General features: G+C 67.4%; 23 protein-coding genes. 6 read left to right on the top strand and 17 right to left on the bottom strand.

The window, feature by feature from the left end; all coding sequences use genetic code 11:
• From AC3WRI_RS19765 to dapA, 3 genes are all read left to right on the top strand, one after another.
• On the top strand, positions 1–141 hold a 141-nt coding region (locus AC3WRI_RS19765), incomplete at its 5' end, for a TorF family putative porin (RefSeq protein WP_492293909.1).
• A 142-nt stretch (positions 142–283) separates the two neighbouring features.
• Positions 284–640, top strand: a complete 357-nt coding sequence (locus AC3WRI_RS19770) for a hypothetical protein (RefSeq protein WP_492293910.1) — start codon at positions 284–286, stop codon at positions 638–640.
• The gene (dapA, locus tag AC3WRI_RS19775; RefSeq protein WP_492293874.1) at positions 627–1,595 is read left to right on the top strand and encodes a 4-hydroxy-tetrahydrodipicolinate synthase; all 969 of its coding nucleotides are present in this window, start codon (positions 627–629) and stop codon (positions 1,593–1,595) included. Before AC3WRI_RS19770 ends, dapA begins: the two co-directional genes overlap by 14 nt.
• Before the next feature lie 318 nt (positions 1,596–1,913).
• Here the strand turns inward: dapA and AC3WRI_RS19780 are convergent, their stop codons facing one another.
• The 5 genes from AC3WRI_RS19780 to AC3WRI_RS19800 form a co-directional block, all read right to left on the bottom strand.
• Entirely contained in the window at positions 1,914–2,789 is an 876-nt protein-coding gene (locus tag AC3WRI_RS19780; RefSeq protein WP_010813419.1) for an ABC transporter permease subunit, read from the bottom strand.
• Between the two features lie 10 nt (positions 2,790–2,799).
• Positions 2,800–3,576 (bottom strand): taurine ABC transporter ATP-binding protein, encoded by a 777-nt coding sequence (locus AC3WRI_RS19785; protein WP_010813418.1) that lies wholly within the window; start codon positions 3,574–3,576, stop codon positions 2,800–2,802.
• A gap of 83 nt (positions 3,577–3,659) precedes the next feature.
• Positions 3,660–4,658: a taurine ABC transporter substrate-binding protein gene (gene tauA, locus AC3WRI_RS19790; RefSeq protein WP_010813417.1), complete on the bottom strand. Its 999-nt coding sequence runs from the start codon at positions 4,656–4,658 to the stop codon at positions 3,660–3,662.
• Positions 4,659–4,928: 270 nt separating this feature from the next.
• Positions 4,929–5,909, bottom strand: a complete 981-nt coding sequence (locus AC3WRI_RS19795) for an ABC transporter substrate-binding protein (RefSeq protein WP_010813416.1) — start codon at positions 5,907–5,909, stop codon at positions 4,929–4,931.
• Between the two features lie 156 nt (positions 5,910–6,065).
• A complete protein-coding gene (locus AC3WRI_RS19800; RefSeq protein WP_010813415.1) occupies positions 6,066–6,485 on the bottom strand; it encodes a DUF1801 domain-containing protein in 420 nt (139 codons plus the stop codon).
• A 220-nt stretch (positions 6,486–6,705) separates the two neighbouring features.
• Between AC3WRI_RS19800 and AC3WRI_RS19805 the strand changes: the two genes are divergently transcribed.
• On the top strand, positions 6,706–7,176 hold the full coding sequence (locus AC3WRI_RS19805; protein ID WP_010813414.1) for a DUF1801 domain-containing protein: 471 nt from the start codon (positions 6,706–6,708) through the stop codon (positions 7,174–7,176).
• A gap of 10 nt (positions 7,177–7,186) precedes the next feature.
• On the opposite strand, the gene AC3WRI_RS19810 is transcribed toward AC3WRI_RS19805, so the two are convergent.
• From AC3WRI_RS19810 to AC3WRI_RS19835, 6 genes are all read right to left on the bottom strand, one after another.
• Positions 7,187–7,948 carry a fumarylacetoacetate hydrolase family protein gene (locus AC3WRI_RS19810; RefSeq protein ID WP_492293876.1) on the bottom strand — a complete coding sequence of 254 codons (762 nt, stop codon included), beginning with the start codon at positions 7,946–7,948 and terminating at the stop codon, positions 7,187–7,189.
• Positions 7,945–9,375, bottom strand: coding sequence for an amidase (locus AC3WRI_RS19815; protein ID WP_492293878.1), 1,431 nt, complete (start codon positions 9,373–9,375; stop codon positions 7,945–7,947). Before AC3WRI_RS19815 ends, AC3WRI_RS19810 begins: the two co-directional genes overlap by 4 nt.
• 24 nt (positions 9,376–9,399) lie before the next feature.
• Positions 9,400–10,482: a TRAP transporter substrate-binding protein gene (locus AC3WRI_RS19820; RefSeq protein WP_492293880.1), complete on the bottom strand. Its 1,083-nt coding sequence runs from the start codon at positions 10,480–10,482 to the stop codon at positions 9,400–9,402.
• Positions 10,483–10,499: 17 nt separating this feature from the next.
• The gene (locus AC3WRI_RS19825; RefSeq protein ID WP_011616863.1) at positions 10,500–11,807 is read right to left on the bottom strand and encodes a TRAP transporter large permease; all 1,308 of its coding nucleotides are present in this window, start codon (positions 11,805–11,807) and stop codon (positions 10,500–10,502) included.
• Positions 11,804–12,463: a TRAP transporter small permease subunit gene (locus AC3WRI_RS19830; protein ID WP_231881493.1), complete on the bottom strand. Its 660-nt coding sequence runs from the start codon at positions 12,461–12,463 to the stop codon at positions 11,804–11,806. Before AC3WRI_RS19830 ends, AC3WRI_RS19825 begins: the two co-directional genes overlap by 4 nt.
• 102 nt (positions 12,464–12,565) lie before the next feature.
• A complete protein-coding gene (locus AC3WRI_RS19835; RefSeq protein ID WP_081225766.1) occupies positions 12,566–13,513 on the bottom strand; it encodes an IclR family transcriptional regulator in 948 nt (315 codons plus the stop codon).
• Between the two features lie 381 nt (positions 13,514–13,894).
• Between AC3WRI_RS19835 and AC3WRI_RS19840 the strand changes: the two genes are divergently transcribed.
• A complete protein-coding gene (locus AC3WRI_RS19840) occupies positions 13,895–14,584 on the top strand; it encodes a GntR family transcriptional regulator (RefSeq protein ID WP_010813407.1) in 690 nt (229 codons plus the stop codon).
• 116 nt (positions 14,585–14,700) lie between these two features.
• Here AC3WRI_RS19840 and AC3WRI_RS19845 read toward each other — a convergent pair whose 3' ends face one another.
• The 5 genes from AC3WRI_RS19845 to gtdA form a co-directional block, all read right to left on the bottom strand.
• Entirely contained in the window at positions 14,701–16,041 is a 1,341-nt protein-coding gene (locus tag AC3WRI_RS19845) for an MFS transporter (protein WP_492293882.1), read from the bottom strand.
• Positions 16,042–16,150: 109 nt separating this feature from the next.
• Positions 16,151–17,365, bottom strand: coding sequence for a 3-hydroxybenzoate 6-monooxygenase (locus AC3WRI_RS19850; RefSeq protein ID WP_492293884.1), 1,215 nt, complete (start codon positions 17,363–17,365; stop codon positions 16,151–16,153).
• Positions 17,366–17,392: 27 nt separating this feature from the next.
• Positions 17,393–18,034: a maleylacetoacetate isomerase gene (gene maiA, locus AC3WRI_RS19855; protein WP_058698729.1), complete on the bottom strand. Its 642-nt coding sequence runs from the start codon at positions 18,032–18,034 to the stop codon at positions 17,393–17,395.
• Between the two features lie 32 nt (positions 18,035–18,066).
• A complete protein-coding gene (locus tag AC3WRI_RS19860; protein ID WP_010813403.1) occupies positions 18,067–18,765 on the bottom strand; it encodes a fumarylacetoacetate hydrolase family protein in 699 nt (232 codons plus the stop codon).
• 95 nt (positions 18,766–18,860) lie between these two features.
• On the bottom strand, positions 18,861–19,907 hold the full coding sequence (gene gtdA, locus AC3WRI_RS19865) for a gentisate 1,2-dioxygenase (RefSeq protein WP_010813402.1): 1,047 nt from the start codon (positions 19,905–19,907) through the stop codon (positions 18,861–18,863).
• 154 nt (positions 19,908–20,061) lie between these two features.
• Here gtdA and AC3WRI_RS19870 point away from each other — a divergent pair, with 154 nt between their 5' ends.
• Positions 20,062–21,000, top strand: coding sequence for a LysR family transcriptional regulator (locus AC3WRI_RS19870; protein ID WP_492293886.1), 939 nt, complete (start codon positions 20,062–20,064; stop codon positions 20,998–21,000).
• Positions 21,001–21,039: 39 nt separating this feature from the next.
• Here AC3WRI_RS19870 and AC3WRI_RS19875 read toward each other — a convergent pair whose 3' ends face one another.
• Complete coding sequence (locus AC3WRI_RS19875) at positions 21,040–22,395, bottom strand: serine hydrolase domain-containing protein (protein ID WP_492293888.1); 1,356 nt, start codon at positions 22,393–22,395, stop codon at positions 21,040–21,042.
• Positions 22,396–22,464 lie beyond the last annotated feature (69 nt).

The following is a 22,464-nucleotide window of genomic DNA, read 5'->3' on the forward strand; positions in this document are numbered from 1 at the left end:
ACCAAGGACCTGGGCAAGGGCTTCGCGCTGGCGGTTGCCTATGTCGACACCAACGCCAAGGAAGTGGCCTACACCAGTGCCAACCGGGGCCGCTACCTCGGCAAGGCTGCGGCCTGGGCGTCGCTGACGAAGACGTTCTGAGCGCGAGCGCCTTGCCAGCGTCGCTGATTTTGATGCGGATTTAACGCCAAGGCCCAACATCCTTGCATCAAATTTAGACGGCGCTGGCTAGCATAAAGCCATGTCCAACACGCGACCCGCTACCGCGCCGGTCCATCCAATCATGCGACAGTCAAGCCTGGCCGTTGATACCGTTCCCCGACGTACCGCCCTGCGCAGCAGCAAGACCACCATGCCCGTGCTGCGCGCGGTCTCCCAGCCCGCACCGGCCTGGATCCGCATGCATCTTGCGGTGGCATCCACCGAGGTGTTCGGCCTGCGGCAGACCATGCACCGGGTGCTCGGTGAACTGGCCCGCGTCTATGTGGTGAACGTGGACTACCGGCACGGCGAAACCACGCTGCACGTGGAGATCGCACGCGCGGACCGCGACGCGGCCATGCACGCCATCATGACGGCCTTTCCGGCGGCGGAGTTCGGCGTCACGACAGCCCTGGGAGACAACCATGTGGCGCACTGAGGAAGAGAGCTTTTCCGGCGCCGCCGTGCATGCCTGCACCGGTATCGCAGCGGCTTCCCGCCAGTCGCCATGGGGCATCTGGGTGCCCATGGTCACGCCGATGCGTGCCGGCTCGCTGGACCTGCCGGGCGCCGCCAGGCTGGCTGAGAGTTACCTCGAGGCAGGCGTGAACGGCCTGATCATCTTGGGCACGACCGGAGAGGGAAGCCTGCTTTCCACCCACGAGCGGCAAGTCTTCACGGCGGCAGTGCTCGAGGCCGTCCACGGCGAGCTGCCGGTGATGGCTGGCGTCGGCGCGATCGATACCCGCGCGGTGTGCGCGCAAGTTGCCGAACTGGACGGCTTTGATCTTGCCGGCTACCTGGTGCCGCCGCCCTGCTACCTGCGGCCCTCCGATGCGGGTATCGTGTGGCATTTCAATGAAGTGGCGCGCGCAACCGAACGCCCCCTGATGCTGTACAACGTGCCGAAGCGAACTGGCTGTGCGATGTCGCCTGCGCTGATCCGATCTCTGCTCGCGCAGCCGCAGATCTCGGCGGTCAAGGAGTGCGGCGCCGGCAATCTCGGGGTCCTTGTCAACGATCCGCATGTCACCGTGCTGTGCGGCGAGGATGCGGCCCTGCTGGATCACCTGCTTGCGGGAGGCGCCGGCGTGATCGCCGCGTCCTCGCATATTCGTCCGGACTTGTTCGTGCGCCTGCTGCATCTGGCACAGACAGGACGCTTCCGCGCGGCCCGCGCCTTGTTCGCGAAGCTCGCGCCGTTGATCTCGCTCATGTTCGCGGAGCCGAATCCGGCACCGGTGAAAGCTGCCCTGGCGCTCTCCGGCGTGATCTCCCCGGAAACCCGCCTGCCGTTGCAGCCGGCAAGTCCCGCGCTGGTCCAGAGGCTGGAAGAGGCCATGGCGCTGCTTCCTCCGCATACTGTTGCACGGGATGAGCATCTGGCGGCCTGAAGGCTGGCCATCCTTGCGATGGCGACGATGAAACCTCCTGTCCCACTCTTCGTCACCTGCACGGCGTGCGGGAACATCCACTCCGAAATCCTGCAGGATATGGTCTCGGGAAAGCTGCCTGAGCCGCTGGCTTGTCCCGCTTGCCACTGTGAGCTGAGCATCGACTGGGACTGGATTCACTGACCAGGCCGAGCAGCCGGAGCTCATCTTCACGGAGCGAAAAGGCGCCCGACGGGCGTAACGCCTGAAAACGGCAAGGACTGGCCATCAGCCCGTCCTTGCCCGACACGCCGGTCGCGGGCTGACTACGCCCTCACCTCACATCCGTCCCTTCCAGGGCACCAGGACCTTCGCCAGCTTGCGCATCAGCAGGTCGAACACGTAGGCGATCAGCCCGATCAGCACGATGCCCATGATCACCACGTCGGTACGCAGGAAGTTGGAGGCATTGAGCACCATCTGGCCAAGGCCGGCGGTGGCGGCCACCATTTCAGCGGCAACCAGGGTGGTCCAGCCGAAGCCGATGGCGATGCGCATCCCGGTCAGGATATCGGGCAGCGCGGCGGGGATCACCACATGGCGGACCACCTGCCACGGCGTGGCGCCCATCGAGTACGCCGCGTTGATCTGCTCGATGGTGACCGAGCGCACGCCGGCCTGGGCCGACATGGCCAGCGGCGCGAAGCAGGCCAGGAAGATCAGCAGCACCTTCGAGGTCTCGTCGATGCCGAACCAGATCACGATCAGCGGCAGGTAGGCCAGCGGCGGCAAGGGGCGGTAGAACTCGATCGGCGGATCGAACACGCCGCGTGCGATGCGCGACACCCCCATCATCACGCCGACCGGCACCGCCGTGACCACCGCCAGCCCGAAGGCGCCGAACACGCGCATCATGCTGGCCGCGAAATGCTCGGTCAGCGGCTGGCCGCCTTGCAGGTTGCCCTGCCAGGCATCGATAAAGGCGGTGACGATGGACTCAGGCGTGGGCAGGAACAGCGGCGGCAGCCAGCGTAGGTGGCTGGCGAGCCACCACAGTGCGAGCAGCAGCACCACGGTGATAGTGGAGATGCGTGAGCTTGACCCCTCGCCGGGCAGGCGGTAGCCCGAGACGGTCTTCATTTGCTGGCTGGCCCCGGCCGCGGCGGCTTTGGTGACGCGCGGCGTGGGTTCGATGCGTTGGACGGAAGCGGGCATCTCGTGTTCCTCAAGCGGTGGCATGGATCAGATCAATGATCTCTTCGCGATAGCGGATGAACTCCGGGTCGGCCTTGACTGCACGGGCGTCCCCGCATTCGATGAAGCGCCGCGCGAACGGCAGTTCATAGGTGTGCGCGATGCGGCCAGGCGACGGCGTCATGACAATCAGCCGCGTGGCCAGGAACAGCGCCTCTTCCACGCTGTGCGTGATAAAGAAGACGATCTTCTGTTCCTTGGCCCAGAGCTTGAGAATCAGCGCCTGGATCGATTCGCGCGTCAGCGCGTCGAGCGCGCCCAGCGGCTCGTCCATCAGCATCACCGCCGGATCACAGGCGAGCGCGCGGGCAATCCCGACGCGCTGCTGCATGCCGCCCGAGAGCTGATAGACCGGCTTGCCGGCGACATCTTCCAGCCCGACCGCGGCCAGCTTCTCATGCGCGACCCGCATCCGTTCGGCACGCGACACCCCACGCAGGCGCAACCCCAGCGCGACGTTGTCCGCCACGCTGAGCCACGGCATCAGGGCGTGCTTCTGGAACACCACGCCGCGTTCGGCACCCGGCCCGCGCACCACCTTGCCGGACAGCCGGATCTCGCCTTCCGAGGGTTCCATGAAGCCTGCGATGCACGACAGCAAGGTGGTCTTGCCGCAGCCCGAGGCACCGAGCGCCACGACGAAATCGCCGCGCTCCATGGTGAGGTTGACTTGCGACAGGGCCAGCGTTTTGGCGCCGCCCGCGACGCCGTAGTTGACACTGAGATTATCGATTTCAAGCTTGTACATGATGGGCTTCCGCAACAGGACTTTCGGGGCCGCGCGGGACTGGCTTGAGCGCGGCGGCCATCTTCAGCGCGATGGGCGCGGCGTCAGCGCAACGCCCGCTTTGCCCATTCCGCATTGACGCCCGGGCCATAGTCCGGCAGGACGGTCTGGATGGTGCCCTGCTCCTTGAGGAACTGCGCCGCGGACTGCAGCGCGCGCGCCGCGCCGCCGCCCAGCCAGCGCTCCGACACCTGCTCCTGCAGCGTGGGGAAGGCGTACAGCGCCATGCTCGCGGGTACCGTCTCGGGCTTGGCGCCAGACACCTTGGCCACCGCCTTCACCATGGGCGAATCGGGGGTCCAGGACGCCTTGTTCTTGCGGTAGTTTTCATCGGCGGCGGCCAGCACGCGCACCAGCTTGACCATGAACTCCGGGTTCTCACGGGCAAACTTCTTGTTGGCGATCATGCCGTCGAAGGTGGCCTTGCCGGTGTCGGCGGCGATCTGGCCGGAGGTCATCAGCACGGTGCCGGACTGCTTGAGCTTGGCCAGCACCGGGTCCCAGATAAAGGTGGCGTCGATGTCACCACGCTCCCAGGCGGCGGCTACTTCGGGCGGGCGCATGTTGACGATGCGGACGTCCTTCGGATTGATCCTGGCGCGCTCCAGCGCGACCAGCGTGTGGTAGTGCGTGGTCGACACGAAGGGCACGCCGACGCGCTTGCCCTTCAGGTCGGCGACGCTGGCGATCTTGCTGCCATTGCGCGCGACCATCGCCTCGGCCGCGTTGATATCGTCCAGGATCCAGAACAGTTCGACATCCAGCCCTTGCGACAGCGCCGACGCAATCGGCGAGGTGCCGGCCTCGCCAATGGCGATCTGGCCCGAAGCCATGGCGCGGATCACGTCCCCGCCGCCGCCGAACTGCCGGAACGAGACCGTGTAGCCGGTCTGCTTTTCCAGCTCCTTCATGTCCTGCGCGTAGCGCCAGGGCACCACCATGTCCTGGTAAGCAATTACTACATTCTTGCTCTGGGCGTGTGCGGCTGGCGCCAGCGCGGCCACCAGGGCGAAATACGTCGCTATCTGCTTGATCCACCGCATGGTTTTGCTCCTCGGAACGGGAAATATGTTTGGGGGTCACGGCTTTATAGGTGAGGGCCATTCCGGGCCTATAGGACCAGTTGCCCGGATTCGCTGGGACCAGAACGGTCCGCGCCGGCGCAGGCCGCGCCAGGCCGTGAAATGGGCTGGCGCGGGTCGGCGTCAATCATGGAAATCCTTAGCGGCCTCCGGCGAGGCCATGGTCGTGCCGGAGGCGCTTGCCGAGGCCGTCGATGGACTCAGTGCACGGCCTGGCGCCGCCCGCGGCAGTCAGGCGGTAAGGGAGAACCCGGAGTCGAAGGTCTGCCGCACATCGAGCCGCTGCTTGAGCAACCCAGCTTTCTGGTAGAAATCCGCCGTGCGCTGCTGCTCGGCGATCAGTTCGGCATCGATCTGCCGCCATTGCGTGTGCCGCCGCTCGAACTGCAGCCGTGCCGCCTGCGGCGGGATCCCGATGATGCGGGCGAGGGCCGCCGAGAACTCCGGCACGTGCTGGTAGGACCATTGCTGCGCACGCACCACCCGGCGCAGGAAGTCTTGCAGCACCGCGCGCTTGGCCGCCAGCGCGGCATCGGTGGCTGCCAGGTAGCTGAGGCCGGACCACAGCCCGCGTCCGCTGACCAGCACGCGCGCGTGGCCGCTGGTTTCCGCCATCGCGGTATAGGGTTCCCACGTCGCCCACGCGTCCACCGAGCCGCTGCTCAATGCGAGCTTGGCATCCGCCGGCGGCAGGAAGCGGAGGTTGGCGTCCTCCGGCTTCAGCCCCGCGGATTCCAGCGCCTTGAGCGTCACCAGGTGGCCGATCGAGCCACGGTTGGTGCCAATGCTCTTGCCTTTCAGGTCGGCCGCCTGCCGCAGCGGCGAGTCGGGCCGCACCAGGATTGCCGTGCCGTAGGGATCAGAGCGGTTGGCGCCGATCAGCTTGATCCGCGTGCCGGCAGCCAGCGCGAAGATCGCCGGGGCATCGCCGATCGGGCCGCTGTCGACCGCGCCCGCGTTCAGCGCCTCGGCAAGCGGTGCCGCGGCAGGGAACTCGGTCCATTGAATGTCGTAGTTCAGGCCGTCGAGCGCGTTGGCGGATTCGAGCAGCGCGCGCAGGCCGCCCTTCTGGTCGCCGGCTTTCAGGACCGGGCGCCCCTGCGCTTGTGCATTGCCGGTGGCGAACGTGGTGAAGGAAAGGATGGGGCCGGAGGCGAGCGCGGCCGTGGCGGCGGCGCCCTGGCGCAGGAACTGTCGTCGGGAAGCGGTCATGGCATTCGCGGGGAGATTGAAACCCACGAACCTACGCGCGCAGCACGCGAAAACCAACGAAGAAAACCGGCATTCCATATGCGTGGAGCATGCCGGACGGGACGTTCTTTGCGATGCTCAGGCGCGCGCCCGCACGCCAGGATGCTTCGTGTCCCTTTACTCTTTGCTCTCTTGTGCTTTCGCCCGGGTAGCCGCGGACGGTGCCTTCCTCTTCGACTTGCCCTGATTGAACGCAATCGCGGCACGGATGAGATTCTTCATGGCACGCGCATCAATCTTGTCGCCCTCGAAGAGATCGATCGCACGCCACTTGTTGCCGCCGAGGCCGGCGTTGAAGAGCTTGTCGGGATCCGGCAGGCTCGCCCCGTTGGTGAAGGTGATCTTCACCTTCTCCTTGTGCGCGTTGGCGACCGCGATCATGCCGTCGCGTGACCACACCGGGCTCCCCATCCATTTCCATTCCTCGATGATCTCGCCGTCGGCCTCGAGGATGGTCTTGCGGAGCTTCGCCAGCGTCTTGCCACGCCAGTCAGTGAGTCCTGCGATCAGCTCGTCGATACGTTCCGATGGATTCATGGATGCCTATTCCTCGAATTTTTCCCGCGCATGAGGCAGCTCGCGTCCGGCCATGACAGAGAGCGTTCCGGTCGATCCCTCGTTCGTTGCCCGATCCGCTTCAGCAGGTTAGCATAGCCCGATTGTCGTGCTTCAAGCACTGTCGTCAGCGGCTATGTCTGCCCTGGGCGACTTGGCCTGTCTGTCAGGTGGTCAGCGTGTATTCGATGGAGTGAAGGCAATGGCGAACCAACCATCCAGGAAGCCGGCGCACGCCGCAACGAAGACTCCGGCCAGGCGGGCCGCTGCCAGCCCGCCCCTGCTCGCAGGCGGCAACCCCCAGATCGCGAAGGCCGACGGAGATGCCCCCGTGCAGGCCTATATCGCCGCCATGCCGGGCTGGAAACAAGACGCCGGGCGCCGTCTCGACGCGCTCATCGAGCGCAACGTTCCCAACGTCCGCAAGGCAGTGAAGTGGAACTCGCCGTTCTATGGCATCGAGGGCCAGGGCTGGTTCCTCAGCTTCCATTGCATGACGAAGTACATCAAGGTGGCCTTCTTCCGTGGCATGTCGCTGCGCCCTGTTCCCCCTGTCGAATCCAAGGACAAGAACACACGCTACTTCCACATCCACGAAGACGCCGAGCTTGACGAGGCGCTGGTGGCAAGCTGGGTCCGGCAGGCATCGGAGCTGCCTGGCTGGGTTCCGTAAGCCCCCGCCCTCAGAACCACGCCGCAAGCGTCCCCAGCCCTTCGATCCCGGCGCTGACGCGGGTTCCGGCAGAGGCAAAGAGCAGCCCGGTGCAGGTGCCGGTGGTCACCACTTGCCCGGCTTTCAGCCCCGCCCCGCGCGCGGCGCAGTGGTTGGCCAGCCAGACCAGCAGCGCGCCGACATCAGGGCTCTGGTGCCCGCCGACGGTATGCGCCACGGTGCGCCGGCCGAAGCGCAGCGTGGCCTCCAGCGCGCCCAGGTGCAGCCACTCGCGCGCGAACGGCGTGGGGCGCCCCGTCACCAGTGCGCCATGGCTGAGCAGGTCGGCCAGCTGCGCATCGCTGCCGGCCCCGAGCCAGTCCTCCAGGCGGCTTTCCACGACTTCAATGGCAGGCACCACCAGCGCAAGCGCGGCCTCGATATCCCGGCGCTCATAAGGCCGGCCGCGCGGCGGCAGGCTGGCGCCGAGCACAAAGGCAACCTCCACCTCGATGCCGCGCAGGCGCCAGGCCGGCCCCCGCAGGCCCACGCCATCCGGCAGCAGGCCGGCCGCCGGCAGCGGCGCACAGGCGGGTTCCTGGCCCGGCCCCCTCGCACCAACCTTCCAGCCGCCAATCGGGCCGATCATGGCAAGCGTGGCATCCTGCACGGCGTAGCTGCCGCCATGCGCAAGCGGGTGCAACAGTGCCGGATCGACGCGCTCGCCGCGCGTACGCGCGACGCAGAGCATCTGCGCGAGCGCCGCCGTACCTGGCGCAACCAGGGTCTTCATCGGCCCTGCCCGTCGAGCGGGAATCCCGGCGCCCTCGGGAAGGCCTGCTCGAACTGGCGCGCGATTGCCAGCAGCAACGCATCCTCGGCCGGCGCCGCCACCAGCTGGAGGCCAACCGGCAAGCCCTCTGCCTCGCCGCATGGCAACGAGATCGCGGGCAGGCCGGCAGCATTGGCGAATGCGGTGAACACCGCATGGCCACGCGGCCCGGCCTCGCGGCCTTCGATCACAGGCGGGTGCGACTGTGCGGCCGGCCATGGCAATGCCGCTGCGGCGGGCGTCAGCAGCAGGTCGTAGCGTGCGAACAGCAAGGAAAGCTCGCTGCGCAGACGCTCCACGGCCATCAGCAGATCAAACAGCTGCACGGCACGCAGGCCTGCGCCAGCCGATGCATTGGCCTGCGTGGCAGCACCGAACGTGCCCGCATCGAGCGGCGGGCAGAACGGCAGTTGCGCGCCGCCCTGCTCCACCAGCCAGGCCAGGCCGGCCTGCGACAACAGCGACCATTTGGCATTGGTCGCTTCAGCCAGATCGAACGCCTGCGCGGTATCCACCGTGTGGCCAAGTTCACGCAGCGCTTGCGCTGCCTGCCCGGTCAAGGCAGCGATGCGCGCATCCACCGGATGATCGCCGAACCGGGGCACGTGCAAGACCCGGCATGGCCGCGGCGGCATCTGCAGCGGCACGCCGGCAAAGCGCCGGGAATCGGGATCGCGCGGGTCGGGCTGGCCCAGCGCCTCGGCCATGGCCATCGCATCGGCCACGCAGCGGGCCAGCGGGCCGACCACTTCATAGCGCATGAAGATCTCTGGCAGCCCATCGCCGCGCGGCAGCCGGCCGGGCGACGGCTTGAAGCCCACCAGCCCGGTATGCGAGGCCGGGCGCCGGATCGAGCCGCCGCCGTCGGTGCCCAGCGCCAGCGGGCAGCAGCCCGATGCCACCGCCGCCACCGCGCCGCCGGAAGACCCGCCCGGCGTCAGGGCCGGCTGCCAGGGATTGCCGGTTGTGCCGAAGACGAGGTTGTCGGTATAGCCCTGCATGGCGAACTCCGGCACATTGGTCTTGCCGAAGATCAGCGCCCCGGCCGCGCGCAGGCGCGCCACCGGTAGTTCGTCGCGGTTCGGGACAAAGCCCGCCAGCGCGCGGCTGCCCCAATGCGTGGGCAGGCCGCGCACGTGCAGGTTGTCCTTGACGGTGACCGGCACGCCATCGAGCGCACCCAGCGGCTCGCCACGGCGCCAGCGCGCGGTGCTCTCCTGTGCCGCCGCCATGGCGCCTTCAGTATCGAATGCGATCACGGCGTTCAGCGCCGGATTGCAGTGCGCCGTGCGCGCCAGGCAGGACGCCAGCGCCTGTTGCGGCGTGAAGCGGCCGGTGGCGTAGCCGTCGGTGAGCGCATGTGCCGGCAGTTTCCAAAGATCATCCATCGTCGTCTCCGCCGTCCTCAGTGTTCACTTGAGCCCGACCAGCGGCCCGATGGTCTGCTTCCAGATGGCCGAGCATTGCGGGTAAGACTTGTCGCAGACCTCGGTCCAGGTCGGCAGCGAGACCGTGGTCAGCGCGTCGCGCACCAGCTGCAGGTCGGCCGGACGCACGGGCACCTCCTTCATGGCGAACTTCTTGCCGGTCTTGCACGGCTCTTTGCCGACGTTGCAGCGCGAGGCATCCTCGAACAACACGCGCGAGTAGGACCAGGTATCGCGCTCGAAACGCTGGAAGGCCTCGGCCAGGCGCGTTTGCTGGTCGGGCGGCAGCGCGTTCCAGCGGCTGAGCTTGATGGCGTACGCATTCAGCGCGATCTGGAAGCCAACTGGCATGAAGTATGAGGTGACCTCGGGCCATCCCGCCGTGTTCGCCGAGCTCGGGCCGGTGATCGCGCAATCGGTGACGCCGCGCTCGAGCGCCTGCTGGGTCTCGCCGAAGGGGATCGTCACCGGAATGCCGCCGAGCTTCTCGATGAATTTGGCCAGGGACTGGTCATAGACGCGCACCTTCTTGCCCTTCAGGTCGGCCAGTCCGCCAATCGGCGACTTGCAGAACACCACCTGCGGCCCGAACGGCCAGATCCCGAGCAGCTTGGCGCCGTAGCGTTCCTGCAGGCGCTTGTCGAAGGCATTGCGGTAGGCATCCACGGCCTTGCTGGCCGAGCCGTAGTCGGTGCTCAGGCCAACGATGTCCGGCCCGAGGAAGAATGGCTCGTCGCGCGAGACCTGGGCCAGGCGCAGGCTGACGATGTCGAACAGCCCGGAGCGAAGCACGCGCAGGCCGTCTGAATCCTTGATGCCGAGCACATCCATCGGCTTGTAGTCGGCATCGATCGGCAGGCCGGTGTTCCTGGCGAAGTTCTCGAAAAAGGGCTGCTCCTTGTTCTGCTGGATCAGGCCGGTCGCGACGAGGTTGCCGGCTACACGCAGCTTCGTTTGCTGGGCTGGTTGAGCAGGCTGTGCCTGGGCAGTGCCCGGCAGCAGCACGGCGGCAACGCAGGCGACATGGGCGGCCGCGATCAGCGCGCCGGCGATTCGTTTGGCGTTCATGGGAGCTTCCTTGGAGGTCAATGCCCGAACATCAGGTTGGGCAGATAGGTGGCAATCGCCGGGAAATGGATCAGCACGGCGGTCATTACCACCATGGCGGCAAAGAACGGCAGCGTGCCCTGGAAGACTTCATTGATCGATCCTTCGCCGCGCACGCCCTGGATCACGTAGAGCGTCATGCCGATCGGCGGGCTGATCAGCGAGATCTCGCACATCAGCACCATGAACACGCCGAAGAACACGGGATCGATGCCGGCCGCCTGCACGATCGGGAAGACCACCGGGACCGTGCCGACCAGCATCGGCATGGTCTCCAGCGCGATGCCCAGCACCAGGTAGAGGGCTGCCAGCAGCCACAGCAACACTGCCGGCGACACGTCCACCTGCTTCATCAGGCCGGCCAGCGCCTGCGGCACCCCCAGCATGGAGAGCACGAAGTTCAGGTAGAGCGCGGCCACCAGGATCAGCGCGGTCATCGCGGTCAGGCGCAGCGTGGAGCGGAAGCAGTCGTGCAGCATGGCGACGCTGAGCTTGCCGTAGGCGGCCGCCACCGGCAGGCACACCAGCACGCCGAGCGCGGCGCTCTCGGTGACCGTGGCCCAGCCGGTGTAGATGCTGCCCATCACCACCGTGAACACCAGCAGCGGGCCCGCCAGGTGGCGCGAGTTGCTCAGCCTGGCGAGCAGCGGCACACGGGCCTCGCGCGGGCCGCCCGCCGCGGGCTTCCACAGGCAGATCAGCAGGATCGTGGCCAGGAACAGCACGGTCATGATGGCCCCGGGGAGCACGCCCGCCACATACAGCCGCGCCGCCGAAGTATTGGTCATCGAGCCGTAGATGATGAAGGCCACGCCGGGCGGGATCAGGTTGCCCAGGCTGGCGCCGGCCGCGATCGAGCCCAGCACCATGCGCTGGTCATAGCCGCGATTGCGGAAGGAAGGCAGCGCGACCGTGGAAATCGTCGCCGCGGTGGCCACCGATGACCCTGACACCGCCGAGAACAAGGCCGAGGCACCGATATTGGTATGGAGCAGGCCGCCCGGCAGGCGGTTCAGCCAGTCGCCGAGCGACTGGTACATCTTGTCCGTCGCGCCGCCGCGCATCAGGATCTCGCCCAGCAGGATATAGAGCGGGATCGACAGCAGCAGGTAGTCCTCGCCGGCTGCCCACAACTGTTCGCCCAATGCGTCGATCGCTGGCATGCCGAAATAGGCCAGCGCCCCGGCCACGCCCACCACCAGCATGCTGGTGGCCACATGGAAGCCAAGGAACATCAGCCCCAGCATCAGGCACAGCCCGAGCAGGATTTCAATGGGACCGATCATGCTGCCGCTCCTTCGCTCTTGCCTTCAGCGCTGCCCTGGCCTGCGCCATTGCCCTCAGCGGGCGCGGCGGCGACGCGGATGTCCGCCTCCGCCTCGATCTCCTCGGCCAGGGTCTGCGGCCCGAACTGGCTGTTCAGGCGGGCCCAGTCGCGCCGCACCAGCAGCTGCAGGGCGTGCCAGGCAGCGCAGGCCGCCACCAGTGCGAACAGGGCATAGCCGGCCAGCCACAGGGTCTGGGGCATCCACAGGGGCGTGGCAAGCGGCGTGGACGCGGTGCTGTGCAGGTCGATGGTGTCCACCAGCACATGGCCGGCGCGCCAGAGACAGAGTCCGGCCACCGCAGCCAGGCTCAGCATCGCCAGCAGGTTGAGCACGGCCCGCACCTTGACCGGAAAGCGCGTCAGCAGGAAGTCCACCCGGGTATGGCCGCGCCCGACCAGGGTGTAGGCAAAGCCGCACGCGCCAAGGATGGCGTAGGTATAGCCGCCGATTTCATCGATACCCTGCAAGCTGAAGCCACCCAGCTTGCGCCCGAGCATTTCGACGCAGGTCGCCACCGACAGCACGATCAGCCACCATCCGCACAGGATGGCTATACGGTCAATGCCGGCGGCAAGCCGTCGGCTCCAGGGGGTATCGGCAAGCAGGGTCTTCATGGTGCGGGGGCCGGTCGTGACATTGCTTCCATTGAAGCGCATGGCCAGACCCGCGCGGCGGCTTTCCCGCACGCCGGAACTTCTTGAATAAACCCTTAGGAATCAACAGCTTTCCGGCGCGCCCGCGTGGAAAGGCAAGGACGCTGCGGGCACTGGCATCGGGCAGGGCACGCGGGTGCAGCGCCCGCCGTAGGCTGCGCTGATCTCTGTGGCAGCCCAACGCACCCAGGCGCCAAGCTCATCGAAACGGGCACGCACGATGCGCTGGCTGGAACCGGCCAGCGAGACCGCGGCAAAGGGCCGGCCGTGCTCGTCACAAATCGCGGCGGCAATGCAGCACAGGCCGACCGCATTCTGCTCGTCGTCCACCGCATAGCCGCGCCGGCGCACTTCGGCCAGGGTCTCATGCAGGCGCGAGGGGCGCGCAATGGTGTTGTTGGTCAGGCGCGGCAGGCCAAAGGTGCGCAGGTATTGCAGCACGTCGGGCTCGCTCTTGGCGGCCAGCACCGCCTGGCCCATGGCCGTGCCATGCAGCGGCGCGCGCTGGCCCGGCCTGGCCAGCGCGCGGCTGCCGTGGGGACCCTCTGCCTGGCAGGCGAAAACAATCTGCCCGTCGCTGGCCACGCCCAGGTTGACGGTCTCCCCGGACAACGCGCTCAACCGTTGCATCACCGGCAGGGCAAGTTCGCTGATGCGGCGCCGGCGGGCGAAAGCGGCACCCACCGAGAAGCAACGCACGCCCACGTACCACAGGCTGCGCTCGCGATCGAACTGGACAAACTGGCGCTGCTCCAGAGTGGTCAGCAGGCGATGGACAGTCGACGTAGACAGGCCGCTGCGTGCCGCCAGATCCACCAGCCGGTAGCCCTCGTCGTCATCGGACAACAGCTCGATCAACTGGAGCGCGCGCGTCAGGGACTGCACCGTGCTGTCGCCGTCCCGGCATTCCCGCCCTTCCCGTGACGGCGGGTCGGCGCTGGCGGCAGGCGCCACCGCCCGTGTTGCGGCTTCCTTCCTGGCCTCCCTTGTCCTGGTCGTGGTGCCTGCCATGTGAGTCCCCTTGCTTGCGTTGCCGCACGCGGACGCAAGTTCCGGGCCACTGCCCGGTCACGGGCCTGGCCCACGCCGGACATGGGCATGCGGTCAGCCCGCACCGCCGCCGTGCCACATGCACTCGCTCCGCCCCGCCCTTCGCCCGACTTTAGTGCACAAAATTGTGTACAACCATGATGGAAGCCATTAAGAATATCTCGCCCAACGGCCGAAACACGAAGAGGGAAATCCCTTGTTTTCTTGTGCTGGCTCTTGTGGGCGGCCCGTTTTAACCTGTATACAATATTTCCAGCCGTTGCCTGGCATCCGGATTGCCTTCACCAGCATCCCGGATGCGGGCAAAAAGGCGCCACTTCTCCACCTATCGAGCAGATAACGTTGACGACCCAGCACAGCATGGCCGCAAAAGCAGAGGCGCCTTCCATTGCGGAACGCATCAGCCAGGCCATCATGGAGCACCGCGTTGCGCCTGGCATGAAGCTGGCCGAGGAACGGCTCGCACTGGCTTTTCGCGTCAGCCGCACGAAGATACGGCAGGCCTTGACGGTCCTGGCCAAGGAAGGACTGGTGCAGCTGCATCCGAACCGCGGTGCCTATGTCACCAGTCCGTCGGTACAGGAAGCACAAGACTTGTTCGCGGCGCGCCGCGTGGTCGAACGTGACATTGTCTGCAATGTGGTCGCGCGCGCTGGCAAGGCCGGGCTACGCCGCCTGCGCCAACACCTGGCCAAGGAGGCCCGCGCCCGCGCGGATAACGATCATCGCACCCTGATCAAGCTCACGGGCGAATTCCACATGCTGCTGGCAGAGCTGGGCGGCAACAGTTTTTTCATCAAGCTGATGGGGGAGCTTTGCCCGCTCACCTGCCTGATCATCGCGCTCTACAACGCACCGAACGCACCGGCTTGCCCGGATGACGAGCACTCCGGCATCGTCGATGCGATCGAGGCTGGCGATGCCGCTACCGCCTGCGCGCGGATGCTTGCGCACCTGGATCACGTGGAACGCGAACTGAACCTCGGGCCGCGCGACAAGGGGGATGTCGACTGGGAGGCGGTGTTCGGCTGATGGCGCAGGCAGCCGGCCGCGCATCACACGGTGTTGCAGAAGACCTCGGTCAGCGTGTTCCCGACGACCGACCATGCGCCTCCCCCTCAGTCAATGGCTCCCGCGGCCGCCCGCCTTCAGACTGCCAGGCGCTCCACCGCCCTCTGACGCCTGACCATCCCCAACGAGAACATCGACAACCCTGCGACCAGTGCCGGCACGCCGATCAGTGCAAACAACGCCGGCATCCCCAACCCCATCGACAGCATCGTCGCCCCGCCGACCGACCCCACCACCGACCCCATCCGGCCAACGCCGTTGGCCCAGCTCACGCCTGTGGCACGGCAGTCGGTCGGATAGAAGCTGGCTGACAGCGCATTCGCACCCACCTGCGACCCTGAGACGCAGAAGCCCGCAAGGAACACCGCCATGCCCGCAGCCACCGGCTCGGAAGCAACGCTGCCCACCGCCGCGATGCCAAGCGCCGCCAGTGAATAGCTGGACGCCAGCACATAGTGCGGATTGATCCGGTCCATCAGCCAACCCAGCGCAATCGCCCCCACCGTCCCGCCGACCTGGAACATGGTTGTCACCAGCGCGGCCGTGCGCAGCGAATGGCCCGCGGTGCGCAGCAGCGTCGGCAGCCAGCTGGACAGCAGGTAGATCACCAGCAGGCTCATGAAGAACGTCAGCCAGAACAGCAGCGTCCCCCGCAGCAGCTCGGGCCGGAACAGGTGCCGCACGGGCGAGCTGGTGCTGCGCTGTTCGCCGACCACGAAGGTGGCGTCGCGCAGGTCGGCTTGCGGCGCGATCTTCTGCAGCGTGGCGACGATGCGTTCGCGCTGCTTGCCGGCCAGCACGAGGTAGCGCACCGATTCCGGCAGCAGCCACAGCAGCAGCGCCGCCAGCACCAGCGGCATGACCCCGCCGGCCACCAGCACCGAGCGCCAGCCAAAGGCATCGATCAGCCCGGCGGAAGCCAGGCCGCCGAAAGCCGAGCCCAGCGTGAAGCCGCAAAACATGGTCGTGACCAGGAACGAGCGCCGCTTTTCCGGACAGAACTCCGAGGTCAGGGTGATGGCGTTGGGCATGGCCCCGCCAAGGCCCAGGCCGGTCAGGAAGCGCAGCAGCACCAGCGTCCACAGGTCCTGCGACCAGGCCGAGGCCAGGCTGGCGGCACCGAAGAACAGCACCGACAGCACCAGCACGCCCTTGCGGCCGAAGCGGTCGGCCAGCGGGCCGAAGACGAAGGCGCCGACCATCAGGCCGCCGAGCCCGGCGCCGAACAGCGGCGCCAGCTGGGCCGGCGTCAGCTGCCATTCCGCGCGGATGGCTGGTGCGATGAAGCCGATCGCCGCGGTATCGAAGCCATCGACCGCAACGATCAGGAAGCACAGCACGACGATACTCACCTGGAACGCCGACAGCGGCTGGCGGTCGATGAACGCGGTGACGTTCAGGGGTTGGCTGGCAGGCATGGTGGTCTCCTCCTTGATGCCAGGATTAGGGGCGAGTCACGTCCGGCTGCCTTATGCGCGGCCGCCAGATCGTTTCGGATTGACTGCGAAGAAAAGTTGCGCCAGCGGCTTACAGCCACGGCGTGGGGCTCAGGCACTGGTCGGCACGCCAGCCATGCAGCCACTGCAGCGCGTCGTAGAACTGCGCCTGCGTGCGGCCAGTCCACAGGCTGTTGCGCACCAGGCGGTCCACACCCTTGGCGTGGTAGACGCGGCCCATGTCGCGCGCGGCGTACAGCACGCGCGCGGTACGCGGGATGCGGGCCTGCTCGTACAGCTTGAATGCTGCCTCGTAGTCGCCGCCGGCGGCCTGCACCGCGGCGCCCAGCGTGACTGCGTCTTCCAGCGCCTGGCAGGCGCCCTGGGCCACGTATTGGGTCATCGGGTGTGCGGCATCGCCCAGGATGGTGGCGCGGCCGAAGCTCCAGCGCTCGACCGGGTCGCGGTCGGCGGTGGCCCAGCGCTTCCAGGAAGTGGGCCGGTCCAGCATCTGGTGTGGCAGCGGATGGATGCCTTCGAAGTACGACAGCACTTCCGCCTTGCTGCCGTCGCGCACGCCCCAGGTTTCCTGCTCGCGGCTGTGGAAGGTCACCACCAGGTTGTACTGCTGGCCGCCGCGCAGCGGGTAGTGGACCAGGTGGCAGTGCGGGCCGGCCCACACCACCGGTGCATTGACCTGCAGGTCCTGCGGCATGTTGGCGACGTCGACCACGGCGCGGTAGACCACGTGCCCGGTGACGCGCGGCTGGTCGCCGATCAGCGCCTGGCGGACCGCGGACTTGACGCCGTCGCAGCCGATCACGGCATCGCCGCGGTGGTGTTCGCCGTGCTGGTCGATCACGGTCACGCCCTGGTCGTCCTGCAGCAACTGTTCAACGCGCGTGCTGGTGCGGAAGGTGATCAGCGGGTGGTCCTGCACCGCCTCCAGGATCGACAGGTGGATATCGGCGCGATGGATCACCGCATACGGGTTGCCGAAGCGCTCGCGGTACGCCTGGCCCACGTCGACCCGGGCGATTTCGCTGGTATCGATCGCATCGCGCAGGCTGAGGTAGTCGGTAAAGACCGCGCGGCTGCGCGCGGCCTCGCCCACGCCCAGTGCGTCGAGCGCGGCAAAGGCGTTGGCGGCCATCTGGATGCCGGCGCCGATTTCGCCGATCTGCTCGGCCTGTTCCAGCAGTTCGATGCGGATGCCCTGGCGTGCGAGCGCCAGCGCCGCGGCCAGGCCGCCGATGCCGCCGCCGATGATGAGGACCTTGCCGGTCGCGTTGTTGGTACTGCTCATGCTTGTCTCCTGGCCTGCGTGGTGGCGTCAGGCGGTGTAGTCGGGCTGGTGCGCTGGCGCGGCCTGGGCAAAGGCGGGATGGCCGCTGGCGTGTGCGTAGACCGCCATCGCGCGCTGGTACCGGCTCAGGTCGCAGCCCATGCGCAGGGCGTTGGCAACTTGCGGCACCAGCGTGACGTCAGCGAGCGTCGGCGCATCGCCGAAGCACCACCTGCCATGCCCGTGCTGCGCCAGCAGGCGTTCCACGCCGGCCATGCCTTCATCGATCCAGTGGCGGTACCAGGCATCCTTCTGCTCGGGCGTGACCTTCAGCACGTCCTGCAGGTAGCGCAGCACGCGCAGGTTGTTGACCGGGTGGATGTCGCAGCCGATCAGCGTGGCCAGTTCCAGCACCCGCGCGCGCTGCACCGGGTCTTGCGGCAGCAGGCGCGGCACCGGCTGGAGCGCGTCCAGGTAGTCGATGATCGCGAACGACTGTCCGAGCGCAAAACTGCCATCCACCAGCGCGGGCACGGTCGCGGACGGGTTGATGCTTCCGACATATTCCGGCTCGCGGTGCTGGCCGGTGCGGATATTGACCGGCAGGTAGTCGTACGGCAGGCCCTTGAGGGCCAGCGCGATGCGCACCCGGTAGGACGTGGAGCTGTTGAAGAAACTATAGAGCTGCATGATCGGTAATGCCTGTGCTGCGATTCAGAGGTTCAGACCACGCGCACGGCCAGTTCGCCGAGGCCGTCCACGCCCGTGACCATGGTCTCGCCGGCCTTGACCGCGCCCACGCCTTCCGGTGTGCCGGTAAAGATCACATCGCCCGGTTCCAGGCGGAAGAACTGCGACAGGTAGGCCACCGTCTCTGCTACCGACCAGATCAGGTGCGACACGTCGCTGCGCTGCTTCGTGTCACCGTTGACGGTCAGCCAGATGCCGGCCTGCTGCGGATGCCCGATCTCGCTGGCGCGGTGGATCGGGGCGACCGGCGCCGAGGCATCGAAGGCCTTGCCGATTTCCCAGGGGCGGCCCATTTCGCGCATCTTCATCTGCAGGTCGCGGCGGGTCATGTCGAGGCCGACGGCATAGCCCCAGACGTGTTCGAGTGCCTGTTCGACCGGGATATCCGAACCAGCCTTGCCGATCACGGCCACCAGCTCGGCCTCGTAGTGGTAGTTCTGCGTCTGCGCCGGATACGGCAGGTCCAGCGTGGTACCTGCCTGCACCGGGACGATCGCGTCCGCCGGCTTGCAGAAGAAGAACGGCGGCTCGCGGTCGGGATCGAAGCCCATCTCGCGCGCATGGGCGGCGTAGTTGCGGCCCACGCAATAGACGCGGCGCACGGCGAACTGGTCGTCGCTGCCGGCAACGGGGATGGAAACGGTGGCGGGGGGCGTGAAGACGTAGGACATGGTTCGAGGTTTCCGGAAGTCGTCAGGTAAGCGGGAGCCTCAGGCGGTGCGCGCAGGCACCGCCCGGGGCAGGTCGGATCAGGGTCGCGAGACGCTCAGGTGCGCGCTTCGCGCAGCAGGTTCATCGCGGACAGCACGGGCCGGTCGGAATAGCTGAACAGCACCGCGTCTTCCAGCGCGCCCAGCTGCACCGGCGCCCACGACGGGGCCACGAAGGTGTCGCGCGGCTCGAACTGGAACTGGTCGTCGCCGATGCGCACCGTGCCGCGCCCTTCCACCACGCTGTAGACGGTGGCGTCGGTGCTGCGGTAGGTCTTGCCCTGGAAGCCCGCCGGCAGGTACTGCATGAAGGTGGCGATGGTCGGCATCGGCCAGCCGCCGGTGGCCGGGTTGATATAGCGCAGCTTGACGCCGTCCCAGGCATCGAGCTCGCCGTTGCGGTAGAGCTGGTCCAGCGCCTCGCGCGAGCGCTCGTACGGGTAGCTGAAGACCGGCGAAGTGGGATCGGTCACGCGGTGCCGCACCGGCACCATGTTATGGCCGAAGCGGGCAAAGCTGTCGCCCTCGACGCGGGTCACGGGCTGCTGGGCTTGCGGGTAGTTCTCGGCAAACCCGGCATCGAACTGCTGCACCAGCGGAATATCCAGCCCGTCCAGCCACACCACCGGCTCGCCTCCGTCCTCGACGGCGGGGTTGCCATGGTCATGCCAGGTCCACGACGGCGTGATGATGAAGTCGCCGGGATGCATGGTGGTGCGCTCGCCGTTGACCGCGGTCCAGGCGCCCTTGCCTTCCACGATAAAGCGCAGCGCGGACTGGGTATGGCGGTGGCTGGGCGCAATTTCGCCCGGCAGGATCAGCTGCAGGCCGGCGTACAGCGTGGAGGTGATGCTCGACTTGCCGGGAATGCCCGGGTTCTCCAGCACCAGCACGCGGCGCACCGCTTCCTCGGCGCTGATGACGCCGCCGGCCTGCATCACCAGCGGGCGGATCTGGGCGTACTTCCAGATGGCGGGAACGATCTGCGGCCGCGGTTGCGGCGGCACCAGCGCGTGCAGCGACTCCCACAGCGGGGTCATGTGGCTGCGGCCGATTTCTTCGTAATAGGCCACGCGGGCCGGGTCTGGGGTGTGTTCGGACATGCTGTCTCCGTGACTTTTGCAGGTGCTTTGGGGAGCGCTCTTTGCGGGTGCCTGTGTCGATGCGCACCGTCTTGTTGTCGTTATACGCCCGACCCTATAAGATTTGAAATGAACTTTTCATCTTATCGATACGTTTTTTTATATAGGTAGCTTCATGGACTGGACCCAGAGATTGCGGCTGCGCAACCTGCAGATGCTGCTGAGCCTGGCCGAGACCGGCAATATGAGCCAGTCGGCGACCATGCTGAACACGACCCAGCCGGGCCTTTCCAAATGGCTGAAGGACCTTGAGGACGATATCGGGCTGCCCCTGTTCGAGCGCCAGGCGCGCGGGCTGCGGCCCACGCCCTACGGCGAGTCGCTGATCGAGCACGCCCGCCGGATCGAGGCCCAGCTGGATACCGCGCGCGACGACCTGCAGGCCATGCGCGACGGCGGCAGCGGGATCGTGGTGGTGGGTACGTCGGGCGCGTCGTCGGCGGATACCGTGCCGCTGGCAGCGCTGCAATTGCTGCAGCAGATGCCCCGCGCCAGCGTGCGGCTGGTGGAAACGACCATGGACCGGCTCATGAGCCAGCTGGCGCACAGCGAGCTGGATATCGTGGTGGGCCGCTCGGCGCCCGAGCTGCAGGACGCGCACATGCGCACCGAATCGCTCTACATGGAGCCGATCCACTTCGTCGCCCGGCCGCGCCACCCGCTGCTTCAAGGCGGGCGCATCGGCTGGGACGACCTGTATCGCCACCGCTGGGTGGTGTGGCCGCGCGGCACGCCCATCCGCAATGCGCTGGAAGGCGCGCTGGCCAGCGCCGAGCGTGCCCTGCCGGCCGATTGCGTGGAGAGCAATTCCACTGTGCTGAATCTCACGCTACTCAACAACAGCGACATGATCGGCCTGGCCTCGCACCGCACCGCGCGCAGGCTGGAAGAGCTGGGCGCGCTGCGCATCGTGCCGCTGCGGCTGGCGGGGTTCGGCTCGGTGTCGATGTACTGGCGTGACGACGCGCAGTCGCGCGCGGCGGTCATGGCCATGCTGGATTGCCTGCGGCGGGCGGCGGGGGCACCGCAGGTGCTGGCGGAAACGCCGGCCTAGTCCAGATCGGGAGACTCTGCCGGCCGCTGCCGGCGTGGCTCAGCGGCTGACCGCGCGCTGGATCGCGAGCGCCGCGGCCACCATGGCCTCGGCGGATTCCAGCGCCCGGGCCGGATCGTCGCGCTTGCGCACCGCGGCTGCGCTGGTCGCACGCGCGGCGCCGTCCGGGCTGGCGGAGAACTTCACCACCGTCAGCCCCCTGGCCGGATTGATATAGATCTTCTGTCCGAAGCGCCCGCTGGCCTCGATGCTGCCGTCGCCGTCGTTGCGCTGGAACCAGTAGTTGCGGTAGCCATAGCCGTCGCGGCCCGGCATGGTGTTGCCGCGCGCAAATCGGACCTGGTTGCCGGCCGGCTGCAGCGCAATGCGCACCGCCGCCGGCGAGATCCCGCCCGAGGCGTCGCCCGCGGCCGCCCGGCGCACGGCCTCGGCAAAGCGGGCGGCGTCGCGCAGCGTGGAATTCATGCCACCGCTGGCCATTTCCGTGCCCTGGCGGTCCACCTGGGTGTAGGCATCATCGTCGGCAAAGCGGGCCCACAGCCGCTCGGTCACCAGTTGCGCCCAGCTCTTGCCGGTGATGCGCCGCAGCGCCCATGCTACCGCTTCCGGCGAGCCGTTCTGGTAGTACCAGACGCCGCCATCGTCGCGCCCGCCGGTGGCGTGGACGACCTTGAGGAAGTCATAGATGGTGTCCGGCGCCTCCGCCTTGCGCGGCACGATCCCCACCGCCCCGAACAGCGCCAGGTCCGGCGGCAGCCCCTCCGGGTAGCCCACCGGCACCTCCATATCCAGGTTCTGCTGTACCGTGGCCTCGCCGAACGGATTGCCGGCCAGTTCCGGCACATACTGCGCCAGCCGGGCCTGCGGATCGAGCTTGCCCTCCTCGACCAGCATGGCGGCCAGCAGCCCGGTGACGGACTTGGTCATCGAGGCCCAGATATGCGGCTGGTAAGGACCAAAGCCCGCGAGGTAGCGCTCATAGACGACCTTGCCCTGGTGCAGCACGATAAAGCCGTCGGTATGGGTGTCGCGCAGGTAGTCGGCCAGTCGGACCGTCTTGCCGGCCACGGCAAAGGTGGTGCCGTCCAGTTCCGTGCCGGGCTGGCCGGCCAGGGCCAGCGGCTGGCTGGCATGCCGGATGCCCGCCGTCGGCGACATCTCGCGCGCATGCCGGAACGCCCAGCGCATATACGGCGGACGCAGCCCGCTGCCGCGGCTGACCTGCTTGTCGGGCGGCGGCGGAAAGCCCTGCATGACCTCGTCCTCGGCAACAGCCAAAGGCTGGCCGGTGCCCTGCGCCAGCGCAACGCTCATCGGCGCCACCAGCAGCGCCACGGCCAGCCACACCCGACTGCGTCCGAATCCCGTCCTGCGCGACACTGTTTGCGCTTGCATGCTGTCTCCATTCCTGTCCAGGCGGTTGCACGCACGGTGCGCCGCCTTGTATGCATGAGGTGCAAGCCC

The organism is Cupriavidus sp. FW305-27 (assembly GCF_058787995.1).